17 protein-coding genes, 1 tRNA gene and 2 pseudogenes are annotated in these 20,720 nt (G+C 44.9%); 11 read left to right on the forward strand and 9 right to left on the reverse strand.

Annotated features, from left to right (window positions below; all coding sequences use genetic code 11):
- Positions 1 to 279: 279 nt before the first annotated feature.
- The 4 genes from U2P89_RS03750 (at position 280) to U2P89_RS03765 (ending at position 3,295) form a co-directional block, all read left to right on the forward strand.
- Positions 280 to 957, forward strand: coding sequence for a response regulator transcription factor (locus U2P89_RS03750; RefSeq protein WP_076932322.1), 678 nt, complete (start codon positions 280 to 282; stop codon positions 955 to 957).
- A gap of 6 nt (positions 958 to 963) precedes the next feature.
- Positions 964 to 2,235 carry a HAMP domain-containing sensor histidine kinase gene (locus U2P89_RS03755; protein ID WP_322190672.1) on the forward strand — a complete coding sequence of 424 codons (1,272 nt, stop codon included), beginning with the start codon at positions 964 to 966 and terminating at the stop codon, positions 2,233 to 2,235.
- A 72-nt stretch (positions 2,236 to 2,307) separates the two neighbouring features.
- A complete protein-coding gene (locus U2P89_RS03760) occupies positions 2,308 to 2,748 on the forward strand; it encodes a PepSY-like domain-containing protein (protein ID WP_322190673.1) in 441 nt (146 codons plus the stop codon).
- Positions 2,749 to 2,854: 106 nt separating this feature from the next.
- Positions 2,855 to 3,295: a PepSY-like domain-containing protein gene (locus tag U2P89_RS03765; protein WP_092025624.1), complete on the forward strand. Its 441-nt coding sequence runs from the start codon at positions 2,855 to 2,857 to the stop codon at positions 3,293 to 3,295.
- A gap of 129 nt (positions 3,296 to 3,424) precedes the next feature.
- Here the strand turns inward: U2P89_RS03765 and U2P89_RS03770 are convergent, their stop codons facing one another.
- Both U2P89_RS03770 and fumC read right to left on the reverse strand, forming a co-directional pair.
- A complete protein-coding gene (locus U2P89_RS03770; RefSeq protein ID WP_091909935.1) occupies positions 3,425 to 5,065 on the reverse strand; it encodes a fumarate hydratase in 1,641 nt (546 codons plus the stop codon).
- A 109-nt stretch (positions 5,066 to 5,174) separates the two neighbouring features.
- Positions 5,175 to 6,572, reverse strand: a complete 1,398-nt coding sequence (gene fumC, locus U2P89_RS03775; RefSeq protein ID WP_092025636.1) for a class II fumarate hydratase — start codon at positions 6,570 to 6,572, stop codon at positions 5,175 to 5,177.
- A gap of 535 nt (positions 6,573 to 7,107) precedes the next feature.
- Here fumC and U2P89_RS03780 point away from each other — a divergent pair.
- The 4 genes from U2P89_RS03780 (at position 7,108) to U2P89_RS03795 (ending at position 11,018) form a co-directional block, all read left to right on the forward strand.
- On the forward strand, positions 7,108 to 7,653 hold the full coding sequence (locus U2P89_RS03780; RefSeq protein WP_092025621.1) for a hypothetical protein: 546 nt from the start codon (positions 7,108 to 7,110) through the stop codon (positions 7,651 to 7,653).
- Entirely contained in the window at positions 7,634 to 8,188 is a 555-nt protein-coding gene (locus U2P89_RS03785; RefSeq protein ID WP_076931691.1) for a PepSY-associated TM helix domain-containing protein, read from the forward strand. The genes U2P89_RS03780 and U2P89_RS03785 overlap by 20 nt, the downstream gene beginning before the upstream one ends.
- A gap of 102 nt (positions 8,189 to 8,290) precedes the next feature.
- Positions 8,291 to 10,807, forward strand: a complete 2,517-nt coding sequence (gene feoB, locus U2P89_RS03790) for a ferrous iron transport protein B (RefSeq protein WP_313379855.1) — start codon at positions 8,291 to 8,293, stop codon at positions 10,805 to 10,807.
- Between the two features lie 46 nt (positions 10,808 to 10,853).
- On the forward strand, positions 10,854 to 11,018 hold the full coding sequence (locus U2P89_RS03795) for a hypothetical protein (RefSeq protein ID WP_322190674.1): 165 nt from the start codon (positions 10,854 to 10,856) through the stop codon (positions 11,016 to 11,018).
- 411 nt (positions 11,019 to 11,429) lie between these two features.
- Here U2P89_RS03795 and U2P89_RS03800 read toward each other — a convergent pair.
- Together U2P89_RS03800 and U2P89_RS03805 are read right to left on the reverse strand one after the other, a co-directional pair.
- Positions 11,430 to 11,516: transfer RNA gene (locus tag U2P89_RS03800), tRNA-Ser, on the reverse strand.
- Between the two features lie 131 nt (positions 11,517 to 11,647).
- Complete coding sequence (locus U2P89_RS03805) at positions 11,648 to 13,714, reverse strand: hypothetical protein (protein WP_322190675.1); 2,067 nt, start codon at positions 13,712 to 13,714, stop codon at positions 11,648 to 11,650.
- Between the two features lie 209 nt (positions 13,715 to 13,923).
- Here U2P89_RS03805 and U2P89_RS03810 point away from each other — a divergent pair, with 209 nt between their 5' ends.
- Both U2P89_RS03810 and U2P89_RS03815 read left to right on the forward strand, forming a co-directional pair.
- Positions 13,924 to 14,805 carry an SMP-30/gluconolactonase/LRE family protein gene (locus tag U2P89_RS03810; RefSeq protein WP_322190676.1) on the forward strand — a complete coding sequence of 294 codons (882 nt, stop codon included), beginning with the start codon at positions 13,924 to 13,926 and terminating at the stop codon, positions 14,803 to 14,805.
- A gap of 107 nt (positions 14,806 to 14,912) precedes the next feature.
- A complete protein-coding gene (locus tag U2P89_RS03815) occupies positions 14,913 to 16,292 on the forward strand; it encodes a dipeptidase (RefSeq protein WP_313380002.1) in 1,380 nt (459 codons plus the stop codon).
- Positions 16,293 to 16,308: 16 nt separating this feature from the next.
- On the opposite strand, the gene U2P89_RS03820 is transcribed toward U2P89_RS03815, so the two are convergent.
- From U2P89_RS03820 to U2P89_RS03840, 5 genes and pseudogenes are all read right to left on the reverse strand, one after another.
- On the reverse strand, positions 16,309 to 17,592 hold the full coding sequence (locus U2P89_RS03820; protein WP_322190677.1) for a hypothetical protein: 1,284 nt from the start codon (positions 17,590 to 17,592) through the stop codon (positions 16,309 to 16,311).
- Positions 17,593 to 17,657: 65 nt separating this feature from the next.
- Positions 17,658 to 18,737, reverse strand: coding sequence for a butyrate kinase (buk, locus tag U2P89_RS03825; protein ID WP_322190678.1), 1,080 nt, complete (start codon positions 18,735 to 18,737; stop codon positions 17,658 to 17,660).
- A gap of 96 nt (positions 18,738 to 18,833) precedes the next feature.
- Entirely contained in the window at positions 18,834 to 19,793 is a 960-nt protein-coding gene (locus U2P89_RS03830) for a bifunctional enoyl-CoA hydratase/phosphate acetyltransferase (protein ID WP_322190679.1), read from the reverse strand.
- A 105-nt stretch (positions 19,794 to 19,898) separates the two neighbouring features.
- On the reverse strand, positions 19,899 to 20,267 hold the full coding sequence (locus U2P89_RS03835) for a putative collagen-binding domain-containing protein (RefSeq protein ID WP_322190716.1): 369 nt from the start codon (positions 20,265 to 20,267) through the stop codon (positions 19,899 to 19,901).
- A pseudogene (locus U2P89_RS03840) lies at positions 20,256 to 20,540 on the reverse strand (DUF4038 domain-containing protein); the annotation flags it as partial. The gene U2P89_RS03835 and the pseudogene U2P89_RS03840, both read right to left, overlap by 12 nt.
- Before the next feature lie 32 nt (positions 20,541 to 20,572).
- On the opposite strand from U2P89_RS03840, the pseudogene U2P89_RS03845 reads away from it, so the two are divergent.
- Positions 20,573 to 20,716 (forward strand): annotated as a pseudogene (locus tag U2P89_RS03845) (ORF6N domain-containing protein); the annotation flags it as partial.
- Between the last annotated feature and the right edge of the window lie 4 nt (positions 20,717 to 20,720).

Consider the following 20,720-nt stretch of genomic DNA (forward strand, 5'->3'; position numbering starts at 1 on the left):
CACAAAGGTAAAACTACAAAACAAAATTACCCACACCAAACGTTATAGAGCCTTATTTATATCCTTTTAGCTATAATACTGATTGGACTGTTCGCCTGTCTGATTATCTTAACCCCTTGATTTTATGATCTGTTACCTTCAGACGGGCACAAAAAAAATCATTGATACGACTTAAAAAGATTTTTCAGATTTAATTCAGAAATTATGCCGTTCTTTGCTTCCAAGTTTCAAGTCTTGCATCTTGGCTCTTGGTTCTTGACTCTAAATATAAATGTTCATATGAAGATATTGATAGTGGAAGATGAACCCTCCTTGCAGGAGTTGATCAGGCGAACCCTGGAAAGAGAAAGGTATGTGGTGGAATGTGCTTCAACCTATCAATCGGCCCTTCGGAAGATTGAAGATTACGAATACGATTGTATCCTGTTGGATATTATGCTTCCCGATGGTAACGGGTTATTGATACTGGAAGCTTTAAAGAAAATGCAAAAACCGGACAGTGTGATCATTATCTCGGCTAATGACGCACTGGAAGATAAAATTGGAGGGCTGGAACTGGGCGCAGATGACTATCTGGCTAAACCCTTTCATCTGGCCGAACTGATTGCCCGGATCAGGAGTGTTATACGACGGAAACAACAGGACGGCAACATGGCCATTGAGACAGGCAATGTGAAAATTTATCCTGATGGATTCAAGGTTACAGTTGGCGATAAGGATATAGACCTTAACCGCAAGGAATACGACATACTTTTCTATTTTGCAAATCGCAGCAACCGGCTGATCAATAAGCACACACTCGCAGAAGCGGTGTGGGGCGACCATATCGATCAGGTCGATAATTTCGACTTCATTTATGCGCAGATCAAAAACCTGAGGAAGAAACTGAAAGAATCCGGGGCAAGCATAGAAATAAAAGCCGTATACGGTATCGGCTACAAACTAATTATTGAATAATCGCTAATGAAACTGATCTACCATATCATCATCCGTTTGAGCATTGTACTCAGTATTGTCCTGGCTATATGGGCTGTCTTCTTTTATATGAGGATGATCGATGAAATAAACGATGAAACCGACGACTCACTGGAAGATTACTCCGAACAGATCATCATGCGTCAGCTTGCAGGAGAAGAAATGCCTTCTGAAAGTAACAACTCAAATAACCAATATTACCTGAAAGAAATAACTGCCGGGGAGGCACAAAGCAAACCCCATATTCATTATACCGATTCCATGATATACATACCACTCAAAAGGGAAACAGAGCCGGCTCGTATACTCACTACCGTTTACAGGGATGAAAACGGAAAATACTACGAATTGGTTGTTGCTATCCCCACCATTGAAAAGAAAGATCTCAAAGAGGCCATTCTTTACTGGATGATCTTTCTGTATTTCGGACTGTTATTTTGTATCCTTCTGATCAATATCTGGGTGTACCACCAAAGCAACCGGCCTCTACATAAATTACTTGCATGGTTCAATAGATACAAGATAGGGGGAAAAAATGTCCCATTGAACAATGATACAGATATCACTGAATTCAGAAGACTGAACGAAGCAGTGGTCAAGAGCATGCAACGTAGCGAGCAGGTTTTCGAAGAGCAAAAACAGTTTATCGGAAATGCCTCCCACGAAATTCAGACTCCGCTGGCCGTATGCCGTAATCGTCTTGAAAACCTGATGGAAGACGAGTCCCTCACCGAAACCCAACTGGAAGAATTGTCGAAAACACTCCGGACCCTTGAACAGATCACCAGGTTAAATAAAACACTACTACTGCTCTCCAAAATAGAAAACAGGCAGTTTCCCGGCACACATCATATTGAGTTAAACTCTATCATAAAAAAGAATATCAACGACTATCGGGAAGTGTATGCCCATATGAATGTAGAAGTTGAAATCAGGGAATCCGGTATATTTAAAGTAATAATGAATGAAACGTTGGCTGATATACTGGTCAACAACATTATCAAAAATGCTTTTGTCCACAACATCGCAAATGGAAAGATCGTTATCGAAATCTCTCCGTCGAAACTTGTTATCAAAAACAGCGGACAGGAATTCACCCTTGACTCCCAACTTATTTTCAAGAGATTCTACCAGGGGAATAAAAAACCTGAGTCCTCAGGGCTGGGTCTGGCCTTGATCAAATCAATATGCGATTTGGAAAAACTACATATAAGCTATGCTTTTGAGAATAATTTTCATCGTTTTGAAATCTCCCGGTAAAAATTTCATTTTCTTTTCAGAATCAAGTTATAGCTTTGCCAATGTATTCACTGAAATAAAAAGAAATTACAAATGAAAAAATTAATTCTTCTATTCCTATGTGTGACAGCTATTCACGTATCAACCCAAGCCGGCAACGACAGACCTATCAGTTTTGATCAACTGCCGGCCCAGTCTCAGCAGATGATCAAAAAATATTTCCCCAACCAGTCCGTTGCATTGGTTAAAATGGAACGTGAATTTTCGGGAAAAAGCTATGAAGTCATTTTCACCAATGGAAACAAAGCAGAATTTGACAGGAAAGGTATCTGGAAAGAGATTGATTGCAAGTACACGGAACTTCCTTCGGAAGTAGTGCCTCCGCAAATCGCTAATTATGTGAGGACGAATTATCCCGATTTAAAAATAACCAAAATAGAAAAAAAGAGCCGAAACCGGCATGAGATCGAATTATTGAATGGCATGGAACTGGAATTCGACGCTAACTTTAATGTAATTGATATTGATGATTAAAAAATTCGGATCTCGGATTTGGGAGATTATCCCGCTTCTTAACTTCTCCACTTCTTAACTTCTGATTTCTTAGTACTAATTTCTGACTCAAACAAATTAAAAACGTATGAAACAAAAAGCTATCTTAATAATATTGGCTCTGGCTGTAATAACACTGCCATTTTTGAGCTGTGATGACGACAAATTATCGGATGCTGCCGCCAGCGATATCAGGGCATTTATCGAAAACAAATATCCGGGTGCACAGGTCGTGGAGATTGACCGGGCAAGGAACACCATCGAGGTGGATATAATCCATGACACTTTAAGCAAAGATGTTGTCTTCGACCTGAATAATAACTGGCTGCACACATCATGGGATGTCAGGGTTTCCGAATTACCACAGGCGATAAGTAACATAGCAAATGATCCCGCATACAGTGGATACCATATCGATGATGCCGACTTTGTAGAAACGCCTCGGGGCAATTACTACCTGCTGGAACTTGAAAAGGGTAACTCCGAAATAAAAGTAAAAATCGATGAAACCGGAAAAGTATTAAATTAAAGCCAAAACCCCTTCAACCGGGGTTCAAACGCTACTTCGGTTAAATAGAGATGCCGGCTTTCCATTACCTCCAAAGGGTTACGGAAAGTCGGCACCGGTTTTTTCTCTGCTATTTACCCTAACGTGTATTTACCCTACTGCACAATTAGGCTGTGTCACTACCTGGAAGAAATCATTTCCCTTGTCATCCACCAGGATAAATGCCGGAAAATCTTCCACTTCAATCTTCCATATCGCTTCCATCCCCAATTCGGGATACTCCACACATTCAAGGCTCTTGATGCTATCCTGCGCCAGGATGGCTGCCGGGCCGCCAATACTGCCTAAATAGAAACCTCCATGCTTTTTACAGGCATCGGTCACCTGCTGACTGCGGTTCCCTTTTGCCAGCATGATCATGCTGCCGCCGTGCGACTGGAACAGATCCACGTATGAGTCCATGCGCCCTGCCGTGGTGGGTCCCATCGATCCGGAAGCATAACCCTCCGGAGTCTTGGCCGGGCCCGCATAGTAAATAGGATGATCCTTGATATACTGTGGGAGCCCTTCCCCGCGATCGATGCGTTCTTTAAGCTTGGCATGGGCTATGTCCCTACCGACAATGATCGTACCATTCAGCGAAAGGCGGGTGGAGACCGGATATTTGGAAAGCTCCGCGAGGATTTCATTCATAGGCCTGTTGAGGTCGATATTCACTCCCCCTCCTTCACCCACTTCTCGGTATTCTTCAGGAATAAGACGGGTGGGGTTATCCTCCAGTTTTTCGATCCAGATACCTTCGCGGTTGATTTTTGCCTTGATGTTGCGGTCGGCCGAACAGGATACTCCCATCCCTACGGGACAGGAAGCACCGTGGCGCGGCAGGCGAATAACCCGCACGTCATGGGCGAAATATTTCCCTCCAAACTGTGCGCCCAGCCCCAACTCTTCAGAGGCTTTCTTCAGCCTGTCCTCCAGTTCAATGTCCCGGAAAGCCTGTCCCAGCTCATTCCCTTCCGTGGGCAGGTTATCATAGTATTTGGCGGAGGCAAGCTTCACCGTCTTCAGGTTTGCTTCGGCCGAGGTGCCACCAATCACGAACGCCAAGTGATAGGGAGGGCAGGCAGCAGTTCCCAGTGACTTCATTTTTGCGATCAGGAACTCTTCCAGTTTACCGGGAGTAAGCAGCGCTTTGGTCTCCTGATAGAGATAGGTTTTATTGGCCGAACCGCCTCCTTTGGCAATGCAGAGGAACTTGTACTCGTCTCCCTCCGTTGCATAGAGGTCGATTTGCGCGGGCAGGTTCGTGCCCGTGTTCACTTCATCATACATGTTCAATGCCGCATTCTGGGAATAACGCAGGTTCTCGTTCACGAAAGTATTGTACACTCCCCGCGAAAGGGCCTCCTCATCGTTCCCGTCAGTCCATACCTGCTGTCCCTTTTTCCCCATGATAATCGCCGTGCCCGTATCCTGACAGAAAGGAAGAATCCCTTTCGCCGATATCTCGGCATTACGCAGGAAGGTGAGCGCCACGAACTTATCATTGTCACTCGCTTCGGGGTCGGCGAGAATGCCAGCCACTTGCTCCTGGTGGTCGGGGCGCAGCAGGAATTCCACATCACGGAAAGCAGTCTCCGCCAATAGGGTTAATCCCTCTTTCGAGACCTTCAGGATTTCTTTCCCTTCAAAGGATGCCACTGATACATGCTCCTTTGTGAGCAGATAATAGGATGTCTGGTCTTTCGACATCGGAAAAGGCTCCTGATAAATAAATGGTTTTGTTGCCATAAATATGATTTTGTTCAATAAGTCCGGGTTATTTTGCATTAGCAGGCAAAAATACAAAGAAAAAACGGCATCGGAAAACGATGCCGTTCAAAAATACTTATTATTAAGATTAAGCCAAGGGACCGGTCATATCCTCGGGACGCACCCACTTATCGAAATCTTCCGCAGAGACATAACCCAGGCGGACAGCTTCCTCTTTGAGCGTAGTTCCGTTCCGGTGAGCCGCGTTGGCGATCTCGGCAGCTTTATAATAACCGATCTTCGTATTCAAAGCGGTTACCAGCATCAATGAATTGTCGAGCAATTCCTTAATACGCGGCCTGTTAGGCTCAATACCCGATACGCAATGGATATCGAACGACAGGGCAGCATCACCCAAGAGTTGTGCGCTTTGCAAGAAGTTAGCAGCCATCACCGGTTTAAAGACATTCAGCTCAAAATGTCCCTGCATGCCTCCTACGGTAATTGCCACATCATTTCCCATTACCTGGGCGCATACCATGGTGAGCGCTTCCGACTGGGTCGGATTCACTTTCCCGGGCATGATAGACGAACCGGGCTCATTCGCGGGGATAATAATCTCACCGATACCACTCCTGGGCCCCGAGGCCAGTAGGCGGATATCATTAGCTATCTTGTTAAGCGATACAGCGACCTGTTTCAGTGCTCCATGTGTTTCCACAATGGCGTCATGTGACGCAAGCGCTTCAAATTTATTCGGGGCAGTTACAAAAGGAAGGCCGGTAAATTCGGCAATGTAACGGGCTACAGTCACATCATAGTCCCTGGGAGTATTTAATCCCGTTCCTACAGCAGTACCACCCAAAGCAAGTTCAGCCAAATGCGGCAAGGTATTTTCAATCGCACGGATGCCATACGCGAGTTGTGCGGCATATCCGCTGAATTCCTGTCCCAATGTAAGGGGAGTGGCATCCATAAGATGTGTCCGCCCGATCTTCACCACATCCGCCATCTCTTTCGATTTGGCGGCCAATGCTTTCTGCAGTTGGCGCAATCCGGGAAGAGTCACTTCTACTATCTTTTTGTAGCAGGCGATATGCATTCCGGTTGGGAAAGTGTCATTCGACGACTGCGACTTGTTCACATCATCGTTGGGTTGTAATGTTTTTTCACCCTCTCCGATCGTCTTTCCTGCCAGTTGATGGGCACGGTTGGCAATTACTTCGTTTACATTCATGTTGCTCTGCGTCCCCGACCCTGTCTGCCAGATAACCAGCGGGAACTGGTCATCGAGCTTGCCCTCCAGAATTTCATCACATACCTGCGCAATATAATCGCGTTTCTCCAGCGACAACACACCCAATTCATGGTTGGCATACGCCGCTCCCTTTTTCAGGTAAGCAAATCCGTAAATGATTTCCTTCGGCATGGAAGCGGGACTTCCAATCTTGAAATTATTGCGCGACCGCTCGGTTTGCGCACCCCACAGCTTATCGGCAGGTACCTGTACCTCACCCAGCGTATCCTTTTCAATTCTGTAATTCATAGATCCATGCATTTAATATTTATATAAATTTTCTTACCCTCTTCAATCCTTCACCCTGCACACATTCACTAGCAGTATCTTTCCTCTTTTCCCAATTCGGCAATCAGAAAAAGTAAATAAATCCCCCAGTTATAATCACTGTCTGCAAAAATATAAAGAAAAGACGGCATTGAAAAACTACTACCATTTCATGCTATATCATCACATAAATATACTCATTTTAGGGGATGGTTTTATAATGAAAAAAAATGTTATTTTGAAGTTTCACTTAGAAACTGTTTTGAATTTTTTCATCCATTGTTTTTTAGTAATTTTTTGATGGATTTGGATTTTCATTTATTGAAATGTAGCGGGCTACTTGAAAGAAATGAAAGTTCAAAGGCGCAAAAAAGGGCAAAAAACAATATGAAAGAGCGGAAAAATAAGTGTGAAAAATTACTCATAAAATTCAAAACAGTTTCTTATATCGTAATATCTAATTAATAATCAACAAAAAGCTGTAAATTTACAGTTTTAATCATAATAGAATAATCGTATGAAGCAGTTAACTTTTATTTTAGTGGCATTTGCCTTCTTTGCCGCGTCCTGTAACAATGCGGGACAAACACAAAAGAGCAGTGAAAGTAAAGAGACCGTGGCGGAAACCGGAGCGATTGTCTTCGATGCCGACTCCCTTTATGCCGTAGCCGAATCATTGATAGGTGAACCGGTGGCAATCAAAGGGTATGTAACCCATACCTGTGAGCATTCAGGTAAACGCTGTTTTCTGACCGGAGAGGGACAGAAGTATTCAATCCGGGTAGAAGCCAAAGGGGACATAGGGTCATTCGACAAGGAATTGGTCGGTTCACAATTAAAAGTAAACGGTATATTGCGAGAAAGACGACTCACCGAAGTTGAAATAGCAGATATGGAAAGTAGTGTCAACGAAAAACTGACGAAAGAAGAAGCCTCTGCTGAAACTTGCCAGGCAGAGTTGGCCAATATCAACGAGATGAAAGATTGGATGAAAGCCCGGGGCAAAGATTATTACTCGATATATTATGTAGACGGGTTGAACTATGAAAAAGTTCACAATTAGTCCAAAAATAAGAAAATGGATACGAATCCTCCATCGTGACATCGGGTTCGTAATGGTAGGACTCTCCCTCGTTTATGGAATTTCCGGTATTTTGCTCAACCATATGGACCACAAAGACCCTTCATATAAAGTTGAGAATAAGAGCCTGACTTTCACCAAAGGGCTCACAACGGAAGAGTTCACACAAGAATGGCAATCCGAACCCGACAGGCCCGGACTGAACAATATCGGCGAAACCACAGGAAAATACAGGTTAATGCTGCAGGGCGGTATCGGAGAATATGACCCACAAACAGGTATAGCTCAATACCAGATAAGCAGGAAAAAACCGATTGCCTACTGGGTGAACCGGCTCCATTATAACCGCGTCAAAGGGTGGTCGCTCATGGCCGATATATTCGCCGGATCACTGATCTTTCTGGCCGTATCAGGACTGTTTATGGTAAAGGGGAAACATGGCATCACGAAAAGAGGGAAATGGTACCTGGTCATCGGCCTGCTTATTCCTATCTTATATATATTACTGGCAGGATAAGAAGGCTTAAAGCGACAACGAATCCCATTATTTAGAAACAATATAAATAATTAAAGCAAAAAGCCTTATCTTTGCAAGCCGAAATAAGAAAATCAATCATTAATGCGTCTTTCAGAATTACAAACGGGACAAAAAGCGTACATCGTAAAAGTAAATGGTAGCGGGGCTTTCAGGAAACGTATCCTCGAAATGGGGTTCATACGCGGAGAGGAAGTCAAATCGATACTGAACGCTCCATTAAAAGATCCCATCAAATATGAGATCATGGAGTACGAGGTATCGCTACGCCGGAGCGAGGCGGTAATGATTGAAATATCGATACTGGCAGGAGATATCCAAAATGACGCCCCATATAAGAAGAAACCCATAACTGAAGAGGAAGTTCAGCAAAACACAGAGGCCAGTCACGACAGTGGGACAGAACCACGGATACATCACTATAAAAATGGAGGAAATCATACCGATAAGAAAATAAAAGTCGCACTTCTGGGAAATCCCAATTCGGGAAAAACCACCATTTTCAATCTGGCTTCCGGTGCACACGAGCATGTGGGTAATTACAGTGGTGTGACTGTCGACTCGAAAGAGGGCACCTTGCGCCACAATGGCTATGAGTTCACACTGATAGATCTTCCCGGCACTTACTCGTTATCGGCATATACCCCCGAAGAATTATTCGTCCGGAAACATATACTGGATGAAAAGCCTGATGTGATTGTGAACGTGGTATCGGCATCGGCGGCAGAGCGAAATCTCTATCTCACCACGGAACTGATTGATCTGAAAGTGCCGATGGTGATCGCACTGAACATGTATGACGAACTGGAAGAGAGCGGCCGTACATTCGATTACGAGACGTTCGGATCATTGATCAATATTCCTATGGTACCCACTGTGGGCAAAAGGGGTGAGGGTATCCCCCAATTACTCGAAAAAGTAATCGATATCTACAAACAGGAGGAGTTCGATTATGTGCAGATCCCCTATGGACGGGTGTTGGAGAAGTCCATCGGCATCATGGAACGGGAATTCAAAAGCGTGGATCCGACCTTGTATGCCGGATGGAATATGCCATTACGCTATATCTGCGTCAAATTACTTGAAGGTGATAAAGATATTGAGAAGCGTGTCCGCACATTGCCGCAACCGGAACAGATATTCAGCCGCAGAGACAGAGAGCGGGCCTATATTGAAAAGCTGTTGCGTGAAGATCCGGAATCGGCCTTTACCAATGCCCGCTATGGTTTTATCGCCGGCGGATTAAAAGAAACGCTTACTGAAAAGACCCAGTTTTCCGAAACAACAAAATTAATAGATGCTTTAGTAACCCATAAATATATCGGATTCCCTCTCTTTTTCCTGTTTTTGTGGGTAATGTTCGAAGCGACTTTCCGGCTGGGGAATTACCCGATGGAATGGATCGAATGGCTGGTGGAACAACTGGGTAACCTCGTCAGAGGCAATATGCAGGAGGGACCATTAAAGGCACTAGTTGTAGATGGTATCATCGGAGGTGTAGGAGGCGTCATCGTCTTCCTCCCCAATATTGTGATATTATATCTTTTCATTGCCTTTATGGAAGACTCGGGATATATGGCACGTGCAGCTTTCATCATGGATAAACTGATGCACCGCATCGGCTTGCACGGGAAATCGTTTATCCCTCTCATCATGGGATTCGGCTGTAATGTTCCCGCCATCATGGCTACACGCACCATCGAGAGCAGGAGTAGCCGCATGATCACCATGTTCATTGTACCGTTCATGTCATGTAGCGCCCGATTACCGGTTTATATTCTCTTCGTCAGCGCCTTTATCCCTAAATACGGGAGCCTGGTAATGCTTGGATTATATGCCTTCGGCATTTTGATTGCCGCGTTCACGGCACGAATACTTCGCAAAACAGCCTTTAAAGAAGAGGAGACACCTTTTGTAATGGAACTTCCTCCCTACCGGATGCCCACCAGTAAATCTATCATCACCCATATGTGGGATCGGTCGAGCCAATACCTCCGGAAAATGGGAGGCCCCATCCTGATTGCTTCTATTGTAATCTGGTTCCTGGGATATTTCCCCCAGAATGCAGAGAGAGACGCCGCGTTCGACAGTGAGATCGCCATGGTCGATGCACAATACGACCGGAATGAAATAAGCCACGAAGAGAGAGAGGAAAAGGTCACCGGGATAGAACATCTACGTAATACAACTCATCAGGAGAATTCCTATATCGGGAATATCGGAAAGTTCATTGAACCTGCGATGCGCCCGCTCGGATTCGACTGGAAAATATCAGTGAGCCTGCTATCGGGAATGGCAGCCAAGGAGATCGTCATCTCCACCATGGGCGTACTATACACCGGTGATAGTGAAGACCAGCAATCATTGCAGCACCGGCTAAAGGCAGAGTCTTATGCGGACGGATCGCCTATCTTCACCCCTCTTGTGGTAGCCGGTTTTTTGCTCTTTGTATTGATTTACTTCCCCTGCGTAGCCTCAGTAGTAGCCATCAAAGAAGAGTCGCATTCCTGGAGATGGGCACTATTCAGTGTACTTTACTCTACAGGTCTCGCCTGGCTTATAGCATTCCTGGTATACCAGATAGGAAACCTGTTGATTTAGGAGTTGTATCTAAAAACTTTTCCTGTTATAATACTGTTTAAAAGGTATGGATATACAACTTTTCATCGTTATTATCATCGGTATCATTGTGGGGATCATCCTCATACGGGCAATCTATCGTTTCTTTTTCACCGAAAGAGACCACTCTATCTGTGGCGGCTGTACCGGATGTGATATACACAAAGAACAGGCCCGCCATCTTAATCGATAATAGGGATACAAAAGCGATCCTTATCTAGGCACGTTCGCTAAATTAAAAAAAATACCCAACTATTTACTTGTGAGATAGTTGGCATTTTTGTATCTTTATGGAAAACCCCGAAAATACGGTTTGGAGGCCAAAAACGGGGAAATCCGACCAAAAACACATGCGAAAGATACAACAAATAACGGAAATAACCCAGACTTTACCCCTTTATCAGGCGATAAACTCCATTCCCTTAGTAGATAGTTTTTACTCATACCTTTATTCATATGGACTTTTCTACTTTTATGTTAGGACTTTATTTATCTTCACAGGTAACAATTTTACATCCGAGTTCAGTATGCATACGTGATCCAAAAAAAGAGACTGTCCCCTTGAAGTTAAACTTCATTTTAAGACAGTCTCTATATCTTTCAGCGGAAAGAAAGGGATTCGAACCCTTGGTACCCGTGAGAGTACAACGGTTTTCGAGACCGCCCCGATCGACCACTCCGGCATCTTTCCTGATCAGGTACAAAATTACGCTATTTTCCCGTAAAACAGTGTTAATCGCTGAATAAAATTAGAATATCCCTCGCTATGGCATAAAGCAAACAGCTTGTATTATGCTCATTTAACCCAGCCAACAGGCCGGCTTATTTCTTTAACGCCTGCAATGCCTCATTGGTTGCGGCAAGCAACGGATCAATGGAAATAGGTGAACCCACGGCATTTTTCATCCAATGCTGGGGAATAATACTTCCCTGCGTATACATGCGATCCATCTCGTCGGCAAGATTCTTACCCCGCACCTGCTGTTCGATCTGAAAAGCGATCAGATGTCCCATGGGATAGTTGGGCAGATAGAGCGGATAGTCAATCATATGTGAATAGATACCAAGCAATGTCTCATCCTCTCCTCCCAATATACCGGCATAATAGCTGTTCCATACCTCTTTGGCAGCACTAATCACCGCCTCTTTCAGTTGTTCCGCCGTAGCATCAGGGTTAGCATATAGCCATTCCCATACCTGTATGTCGACAAGAGAAACACCCATGATCTCATAACAAGACCAGAAATTATCCAACGCCAGCCAATACTCATCTTCCGGGTTCGGATTTTTCAATCCCAACAACTCCAGATCCCTCTTCTGGAAAATGAATGCTACTGCTTCAGTAAAGGCAGTATTGGGAACACCGTTCAACATATAATAATCTACATCGTTCATGGTAATAGTCTGCTCCACATTATGTCCGAACTCATGCACAGCAATATTGTAGCCTTTGTAATCCATACCTTCCGTCCCGACACGGGTACGCAAGCGTGCTACATCATTCCGCATGGCAGCTCCCCAAGCATGGCCGGCACCACGGGAAGCATCCACCGTAACAAGTGAAGCAATCTCTCTGGCTTTAGCAGGCTTCCAACCCAACTTTATCAAAATATTGGGAAGATCTTCTTCAAGTGCTTGTGCGTTGGGATACTTCCGGGAAGTAATGGCTGTCAGGTCCTCTTCGGGAATACCTCCTCCCGATTTGAAACCGTTGTACCAGATATCGAACGGTTCCAGCTTCCGTCCCAGCCTCGATTCAATAAATGAAGCCACCTCTTTCACCTGCGGCGAAGAGAGTAATCCCCTGAATAGTTCCTCCACATCTTTTTGAGGTACTTCCATTGTACCATCGAATGCGCGGACAAGCTGAGTGGGATAATCGGGAGAATAGGTGTCTAACTGACGCATCGCATGAAAATTCTTTAAGAACACTTCATATCTCCGGATATCTTCAGGTTTGGAAGCAACGGATCCCCCATTCTTGTCAAACAACTCGTTCGTTATCGGATCCCATGAATAGTCATCATTGTTGATCACCTGTAGAGGAATAGATTGGTCAATAATACGTTGCATCACCTTGTAAACCATCCGCTGTTTTTCTAACCCCTTTTGGTTGTCAGCATAGTTTGATTTCAGTTCGTCGCGTAACCCCCAATGGGAAATTAGTTTCATATTATCCGGAAACAGTTGTTCCCCGGCCTCATTTCGTAGATTTCCCATATAAATATTATAATCGGAGATATAAGCATCGGCCTCAGTAACCGTTCTGGAAATATCCTGTAAAATAGCTGCCGGCACTCGTGATGTAAACCTGTCTCCCATCCGGGCATAAGCCCACTCTTTCCGCGACCATCCTGCGCCCTGTTCAGTTTTTTCTTCCAGCGTATAGAAAGGAAAATTCAGCGCACTAAGAAACGCAATTTTATTGTTATACAAATCATCGGTCAAATGGGCAGAGACATCGTAACCACCGAACATCATGTCCACTGGTGTGATCTCAGGCCCTTCTAATTGCAAGGGAGCTTTGAGCATCACATCTATCTTGTGGAAGTAACCGTAGATCACTTCAAAATTACGTTCCAACGCACTAAAAAGGCCGGAAAGTTGTGCTGTATCGCTAATAAACGAATTCTTACAAAACCCTGCGAAATCGTCTACGGTACCATCCTGTTCGCCCCATTGCCCTGCTACCTGCCGTACACCCCGCTCTATGCGGAATGCGTGAGAATCTCCAAGAGAATCTTTGAGTTGTTTGATAACCGCCTCGACTTTGGCCTGGGGGATAAAATCAGTTGTTTGCATCCTGTTTTTGTTATTTTGAACGGAACTGTTACATGCCACTAATCCGATAAGAAAAGTAGAAAAGGTAAACGATAAGAATTTCTTCATGACTTTGTTTTTAGTTTAAAACATAAAGACTCTTGATATTGTAGATATTTCACAAAGATATAAAAATCAATCAAAAAACATCACTAACCGGCCCAGTGTTCCGGATTTTTTTTATAGTTTTACACCACAACATTGATCGGAGTAAATTTATTTTACGGAAGAAACTGATGTTTGCGATATGGAAAAACAAACAAACCAAATTATTTTAAATGAAATTAATAAATACCGTGCTTCTTCTATCAGCAACTATCGTCCTTTACGGACAGGAGTCCGGCATTATCGCCGAAGACGCAGAGATTCAACAAGCCGGTACCGGTTATGCTTTTACCGAAGGCCCGGCCGTTTCACCGGACGGGAGAATTTTCTTTACCGATCAGCCCAACGACCGTATTTATGTATGGGATGAAATCAGGGGAATTGAATTATGGTCGGAAGATACCGGAAGATCCAACGGTATGTATTTCAATGCTGACGGCCAGTTGGTTGCTTGCGCCGACCTGTTTAACCAACTTGTATATTTCGATAGAGACAAAAAGAGACAACTTCTTTTTGAGAATTACGAAGGCAAACATCTGAACGGGCCAAATGATCTATGGATTGCCCCCAATGGAGATATTTACTTTACCGATCCTTATTACCACCGTGATTACTGGGAGGAAGGACATACCGAGGTACAGGACAGACGGGGCGTCTATCACCTTTCACGCGACGGAGCCATATCACGGGTAATCGATGATTACAAGCAACCTAACGGCATCATAGGCACACCTGATGGGAAGACACTGTACGTAGCAGATATAAATGATGGGAAGATATGGAAATATGAGATCCGGCCCGACGGGAGCCTCTCCGGTAAAACTTTCTTCGCACCTAAAGGTTCCGATGGAATGACTATCGATGAGCGGGGAAATATTTATCTCACGATGGGTAAAGTATGGGTCTATTCACCGGATGGAGAACTGAGACAGGAGATCGAAGTCCCTGAGAGCCCGTCCAACGTATGTTTTGGAGGAAAAGACCGGGATATCCTGTTCATTACGGCCCGTAGTTCGGTTTATACCCTAAAAATGAATGTGAGAGGAGTTAAGTAATACCTCCACAACATTATCAACCACCTTGCAATACCGCTTCGTAATAGGGGCTATGCAAGAAAATCTATAAGACTATTTATTATCAAACTATAAAATAAAACAATATGATGAACGAAATCAACAAGTACGTAGAAACACACAAACAACGTTTTTTGGATGAACTTTTCGAACTGATCCGCATCCCTTCCATTTCATCCATCCCGGCGCATAAACCCGATATGTACCGCGCCGCCGAAAAATGGAAAGAAATCCTGCTGGCAGCCGGCGCCGACAAGGCGGAGGTAATGGAGACCGATGGAAATCCGGTAACCTATGGAGAAAAGATTATTGATAAGAAAGCACCAACCGTATTGGTATACGGGCATATGGACGTGATGCCGGTCGATCCGGTCGACCTCTGGAAAACCGATCCTTTTGAACCGGTTGTAAAAGATGGCAAGATATGGGCACGGGGTGCCGATGATGACAAAGGACAGTCGTTCATGCACGCCAAAGCTTTCGAATACCTGATACAATCCGGGAAACTGGGATGCAATGTAAAATTCCTTATCGAAGGGGAAGAAGAGGTAGGTTCTCCTAATCTTCCCAAGTTCTGCAAAAAACATAAGAAAATGTTGCAGGCTGATGTAATCCTTGTCTCGGATACCTCGATGATCGCCCGTGATGTTCCTTCTATCACCACCGGACTACGAGGTCTGGCCTATTGGCAGGTTGAAGTGACGGGGCCGGCTGCAGACCTTCACTCAGGACTGTTCGGCGGAGCGGTAGCGAATCCTATCAATGTGCTCTCGAAAATGATCGCACAGACCATGGATGATGAGGGACATATTCTCATTCCCGGCTTCTATGATGACGTGGTGGAGGTATCGAAAAAAGAGCGTGCCATGATGGCCAAGGCTCCTTTCTCGATTCAGGAATACAAGAAATCTGTCGGAGTGAAAGAATTGTTCGGGGAAAAAGGATATACCACCAATGAACGTACAGGCATCCGTCCCACCTTCGATGTATGCGGTATCTGGGGTGGTTACACCGGAGAAGGTGCCAAAACGGTATTGCCTTCCAAAGCGTATGCCAAGATCAGCACCCGTCTGGTACCCAATCAGGATCATAAGAAAATAGAAAAACTGTTTGTGAAATATTTTGAGTCTATCGCTCCGAAATCGGTAAAGGTAAAGGTGGAATACCTGCATGGCGGACCATCCTATGTCTGTCCTATCGATCTTCCTGCATACAAAGCAGCAGAGAAAGCATTGAAAGATGTGTACGGAAAGGATCCCGTCCCCGTGCGTTCCGGTGGAAGTATCCCTATCATTGCTACTTTCGAAGATATCTTGGGTATTAAATCGATATTGATGGGTTTTGGACTGGGATCAGACGCTATCCACTCACCCAATGAGAATTTCCCGTTGGAACAGTTCTATAACGGCATCAGGACCCTGCCTCTCTTTTATCAGTATTTCAGTGAAATGAGAAGATGGAATCGGTAATTAGTAATTTGTAATTTCATAAGACAATCACATAGGCAATATAACTGGTAGTTTTGGCAACGGGAGTCAACGACAGGTAGCCGGAAAGTATCTTTCCGTTCTCTACCTTTAAAGGGGACTCCCGTTGCATTTTCTCATGGAAGGATAAAGCACCTTCCGGCTTCTTGAAATAATCCACAACAAATTGACCCTCCGCATCGGGGTACATGTATCGTTCATGGAAGATATGTGCTACCATTCCCATATTCATTCGCATATTGATCTCCACACAGGGTTGGATACAATAACCTGCGGATGTTTCACACACCATCATATCTACTCCTGCGTAGCCAGTATAAAGCGGGAAGCGGCTCGACAACTTTTCAGACAGTGAGTTTCTGAGCCTATGTAACAATTCTATCGAAACATAGCTCCCAAGTTTTTCCTCAATCCGGGTATCGCTGAGCAGTTCATTGCCCATGTATGCACCAGAGGCAGCAGCACTGAACATAGAATAGCCGACAAAACGCACCGTCCCTTCGTGCAGGTAAAACTCCATTGCAAAATCCTGTACTTTAGTCAGTACCGGCTCTGCCACTACTCCACCCTGCTCCCGGACAACCCGCCGGCACCAGTCACGTTGCTTATCGGTAATCCCTCCCAATATCCATATCAGCCCTTTGCCACTACCCGAAAGGGGCATTTTCAACACTTTAGTCCCAGGTAGAGCCTCCAACCAGGCATACAATTCTTCGGTATCTGTGAAAAAATGAGACTCTCCACAAAAGCCTTCCTCTTCAACTCGCAATTCTTGCAATATTTCCACGGCATACTGCCGGTTAGAATATCTTCTTAAACACACTAATTCTTCCGGTGACGGCAACAATCCTTGTGATACTCCCTCTGATATTAGTTTTCTTCTCAATGCAGGGTTCCACCCCCAGGGAACAATCTTCAGGTGTGGGTATAATGCAATATCGGAAAATGAGACAAGTGACGCCTCTACAGGCAGGATCTTTTTTACAGCCTCCAGGAATGAGCGGTTCAACTCTCCTGCGGCAATCACTTTAGTATCGCTACTCTCTGACGTGTCTGCACTTCCTGCAGCCATCACCGTGTCCCAGGCAACCGCCTTTGTATCAATCGCCGTACTTATTCCACCAACCAATCCATCTTTTCCGGCACTCGCAGCATCCGCCCCGGCATACCAGATGGGCAAAACCGCCAACTCCTCTGCCATTCGGATCGCGGATGCCGGCGGTGTATAATTAAGGGAGAAATTGGCCAATGCGAGATCATTCTCGGGATTAAAAAGATACATCGACTAAAACATTTGTTCAGTTCCGGATGAGAGGGTCCTGTATAAACCTACCGATATATATAAACCTATTGGTATTCTTTTATTTCAATGTCTCCGTTAAGTGCGAGAAGAGCGTTCTCGGCCAGGGCACCCATCTCATCCTGTCCGGGATAAACATGTACAGGCGCTATCCGATAAACCCGCTCAATGACAAGATTACAGAACCATTTACTGTTGGCAATTCCCCCGGTGATCAAGATCGCATCGACTTCACCTTTCAATACGGTAGACATAGCTCCTATCTCTTTCGCCACCTGGTAGGCCATTGCTTCCAGTACCTCCCTGCATTTTTCATCGCCATCTTTCGCTTCCCGTTCGGCCAAATAGGCATCATTTGTTCCCAGATATGCCATCATCCCACCTTTACCGACGATCATCGAGTACATCTCTTCGTAACTGTATTGACCACTAAATGCAGCTTTCAATAGGGCTCCTACAGGCAGTGAACCCGAGCGTTCCGGGGAAAAAGGACCATCGCCATCCAGACCCTGATTTACATCTATAACTCTTCCTTTGCGATGCGCACCGACCGTAATACCTCCTCCCAAATGGGCTACGATCAGGTTCATATCCTCATATTTTTTCATGATGGAGTTGGCGTGCGAGCGAGCTATCGCTTTCTGATTGAGTGCATGGAAAATAGAATTCCTCTCAAAGTCGGGATGTCCCGAATACCTGGCGAGCGGATCAAGTTCATCCACTACCACGGGATCGGCAATAAAAGCCTCGGCAGAGGGGAGTAACTTTGCAATGTCTGCAGCGATCAATCCTCCAAGGTTGCTGGCGTGTTCACCGCGTTTACATTCCAGCAGATCTTTTTTCATTACATCGTTTACCCGGTAAACGCCCGAACCGATTGGTTTCACCAAGCCTCCGCGGCCAATCACCGCGTCAATGGTCTCCAACGGTATATCGGCATTCTTCAGTTCTTCATAAATCACCTCTTTACGGTGCTCGAATTGGTCTGTGATCCGTTTGAATTTGCTCAACACTTCCTGAGAATGTTTGATCGTCTTCAGGAAAATCACTTTTTCCTGTTGGAAGATAGCAATTTTTGTAGAAGTGGATCCAGGATTAATTACTAAAATGCGCGTATTTACTGCCATTTGAATATTTTATTTTTCAGTTTAAAGTCATTTTTGTTTATTTGGGCAACTACACACCTGTCTTCAGTACTGAACAGGCAGTATCCGGAAACTCCGTCAATTGATCAGGGTAGCCAAAGCGATAGAGAGCAACTTACTCCTTTCGTCATCGGATCGTGAAGTCAGCACGACAGGCACTGCAGCTCCCATCACCACGGCTGCAGAGGAAGCCCCACCCAGAAAGTTGAGAGCTTTGTAAAACATGTTTCCCGCTTCTATGTCGGGGGCGAGGATCACGTCACAATCGCCGGCCACCTCCCCCCCTATACCCTTATGGCGGGCTGCCTCCGGGTTCACCGCAATATCAATGGCAAAAGGGCCGTCGACAATGCACCCATCCAACAAACCCTTACCGTTCATTTCCTTCAACAGAGCGGCATGTACCGTCGCCTCCATTTTGGGATTTACGGTCTCGACCGCGGCAGCCACCGCCACCTTGGGATTTTCAATCCCAATCCCGTGGCATGCTTTCACGGCATTCCGAATGATCTGCACCTTTGCCTCCAGTCCGGGAGCCACGTTCATCGCCACATCGGTCACACAGAATATCTTAGGGTAATAGGGTGACTCAAAGAAAGCCACATGGCTCAGCAACTGATCGGTACGCAAACCCGACTCTTTGTCCAGTACTGCTTTCAGGAGATCGCCCGTGCTTACGAAGCCTTTCATAAGGATATCCGCCTTGCCGCTTTTCACTTGTGCCGCGGCGATCCGGGCAGAAACGGCTGTTCCCTCCCGATTGTCGATCAATTCGATGCCGTCCAGGGGAATACCAACCGACTGTGCTATTTGATCAATCTTCTCTTTATCTCCAACGAGCACAGGAACGATAATCTCCTCTTTTATGGCATCCTGTATAGCTTGTAAAACATGTTCATCCTCGGCGGCGGCTACAACCATTTTCCTTACAGGCCGGCTTTTCGCTTTCCAGAGCAGTTCAGTCAAATCCCGAATCATAGCAACTATTATTTTGCACTGTTTTACTTGCAAATAAACAAAAAATACGGTAATATTCAACTATATTTCGAATGATTTTTTGACAAAAAGTAAACAGGGAGGAGTTCCAAATTCTCCTTCAAAGAAAAGATAATATAATCCGGCTATAATATCCGCCGGTCAAGATCATTTTTTCCCAGGGACAGGATAATTTAAAGCAGCATTATCCAGTACAAGTATCCAGTCGGTTAATTCTCCTTTATCAGGCGAAATAAATGTTCTTTCATCCTGCACATTATCAAATGTGTCAAAAAGAGTTGTTTCACCATTACGCGGATTATACCACCACGCTTTTACTTTTGTTCCCTTTATGACTTTCATATCGACGGTAAAGGCATGCCCTACAGGACAGTAAATCATCGCATACGTACCATCCGTATCGCAGGTTGCCACGAACCGATAGCGCCCTTCCCCCGCAACTGAAGTCGGAATTTTATCCTTCACTATAATTGACGGATCGGGTATTCTTGTAAGGAAAGGACGCGACTCTATCAGTTTTTTACCATAAACCATTTGAAAAACTCCCGGCTGGTCAAACGCTTCCTGCCATGACATCAACGGATTATTGATGGGGTTCCTTCCTTTTTCAGGATCGTACATCTGCCATATGGAATGATGCCCGTAAGTATGGTCTACTCCGTCAAAAAGGTTCCAGTAGAGGGCTCTTCTTACATCGGCAGCAACGGAATGTCTCTGACAGGCAGCATCAAAATTCAGAGGATGGTCTTCATATAAAGGTTCTGAATCGAATACAGGTTTAATGGGATCCCTTTTATAATCCTCCTAAGATATACGATATAATGGGCGTAAAGGTCATGCTGGATTTTGATTTGGCAGAAATGTACGGCGTGGAGACGAGCGTTTTAAAACAGTCGGTAAGGTGCAATATAAAACGCTTTGAAGGTGATGACTTTATGTTTGAAGTTACAATGGAGAACTTTCAAGATC

Source organism: Proteiniphilum sp. (assembly GCF_034331125.1).
Taxonomy (GTDB): domain Bacteria; phylum Bacteroidota; class Bacteroidia; order Bacteroidales; family Dysgonomonadaceae; genus Proteiniphilum; species Proteiniphilum saccharofermentans.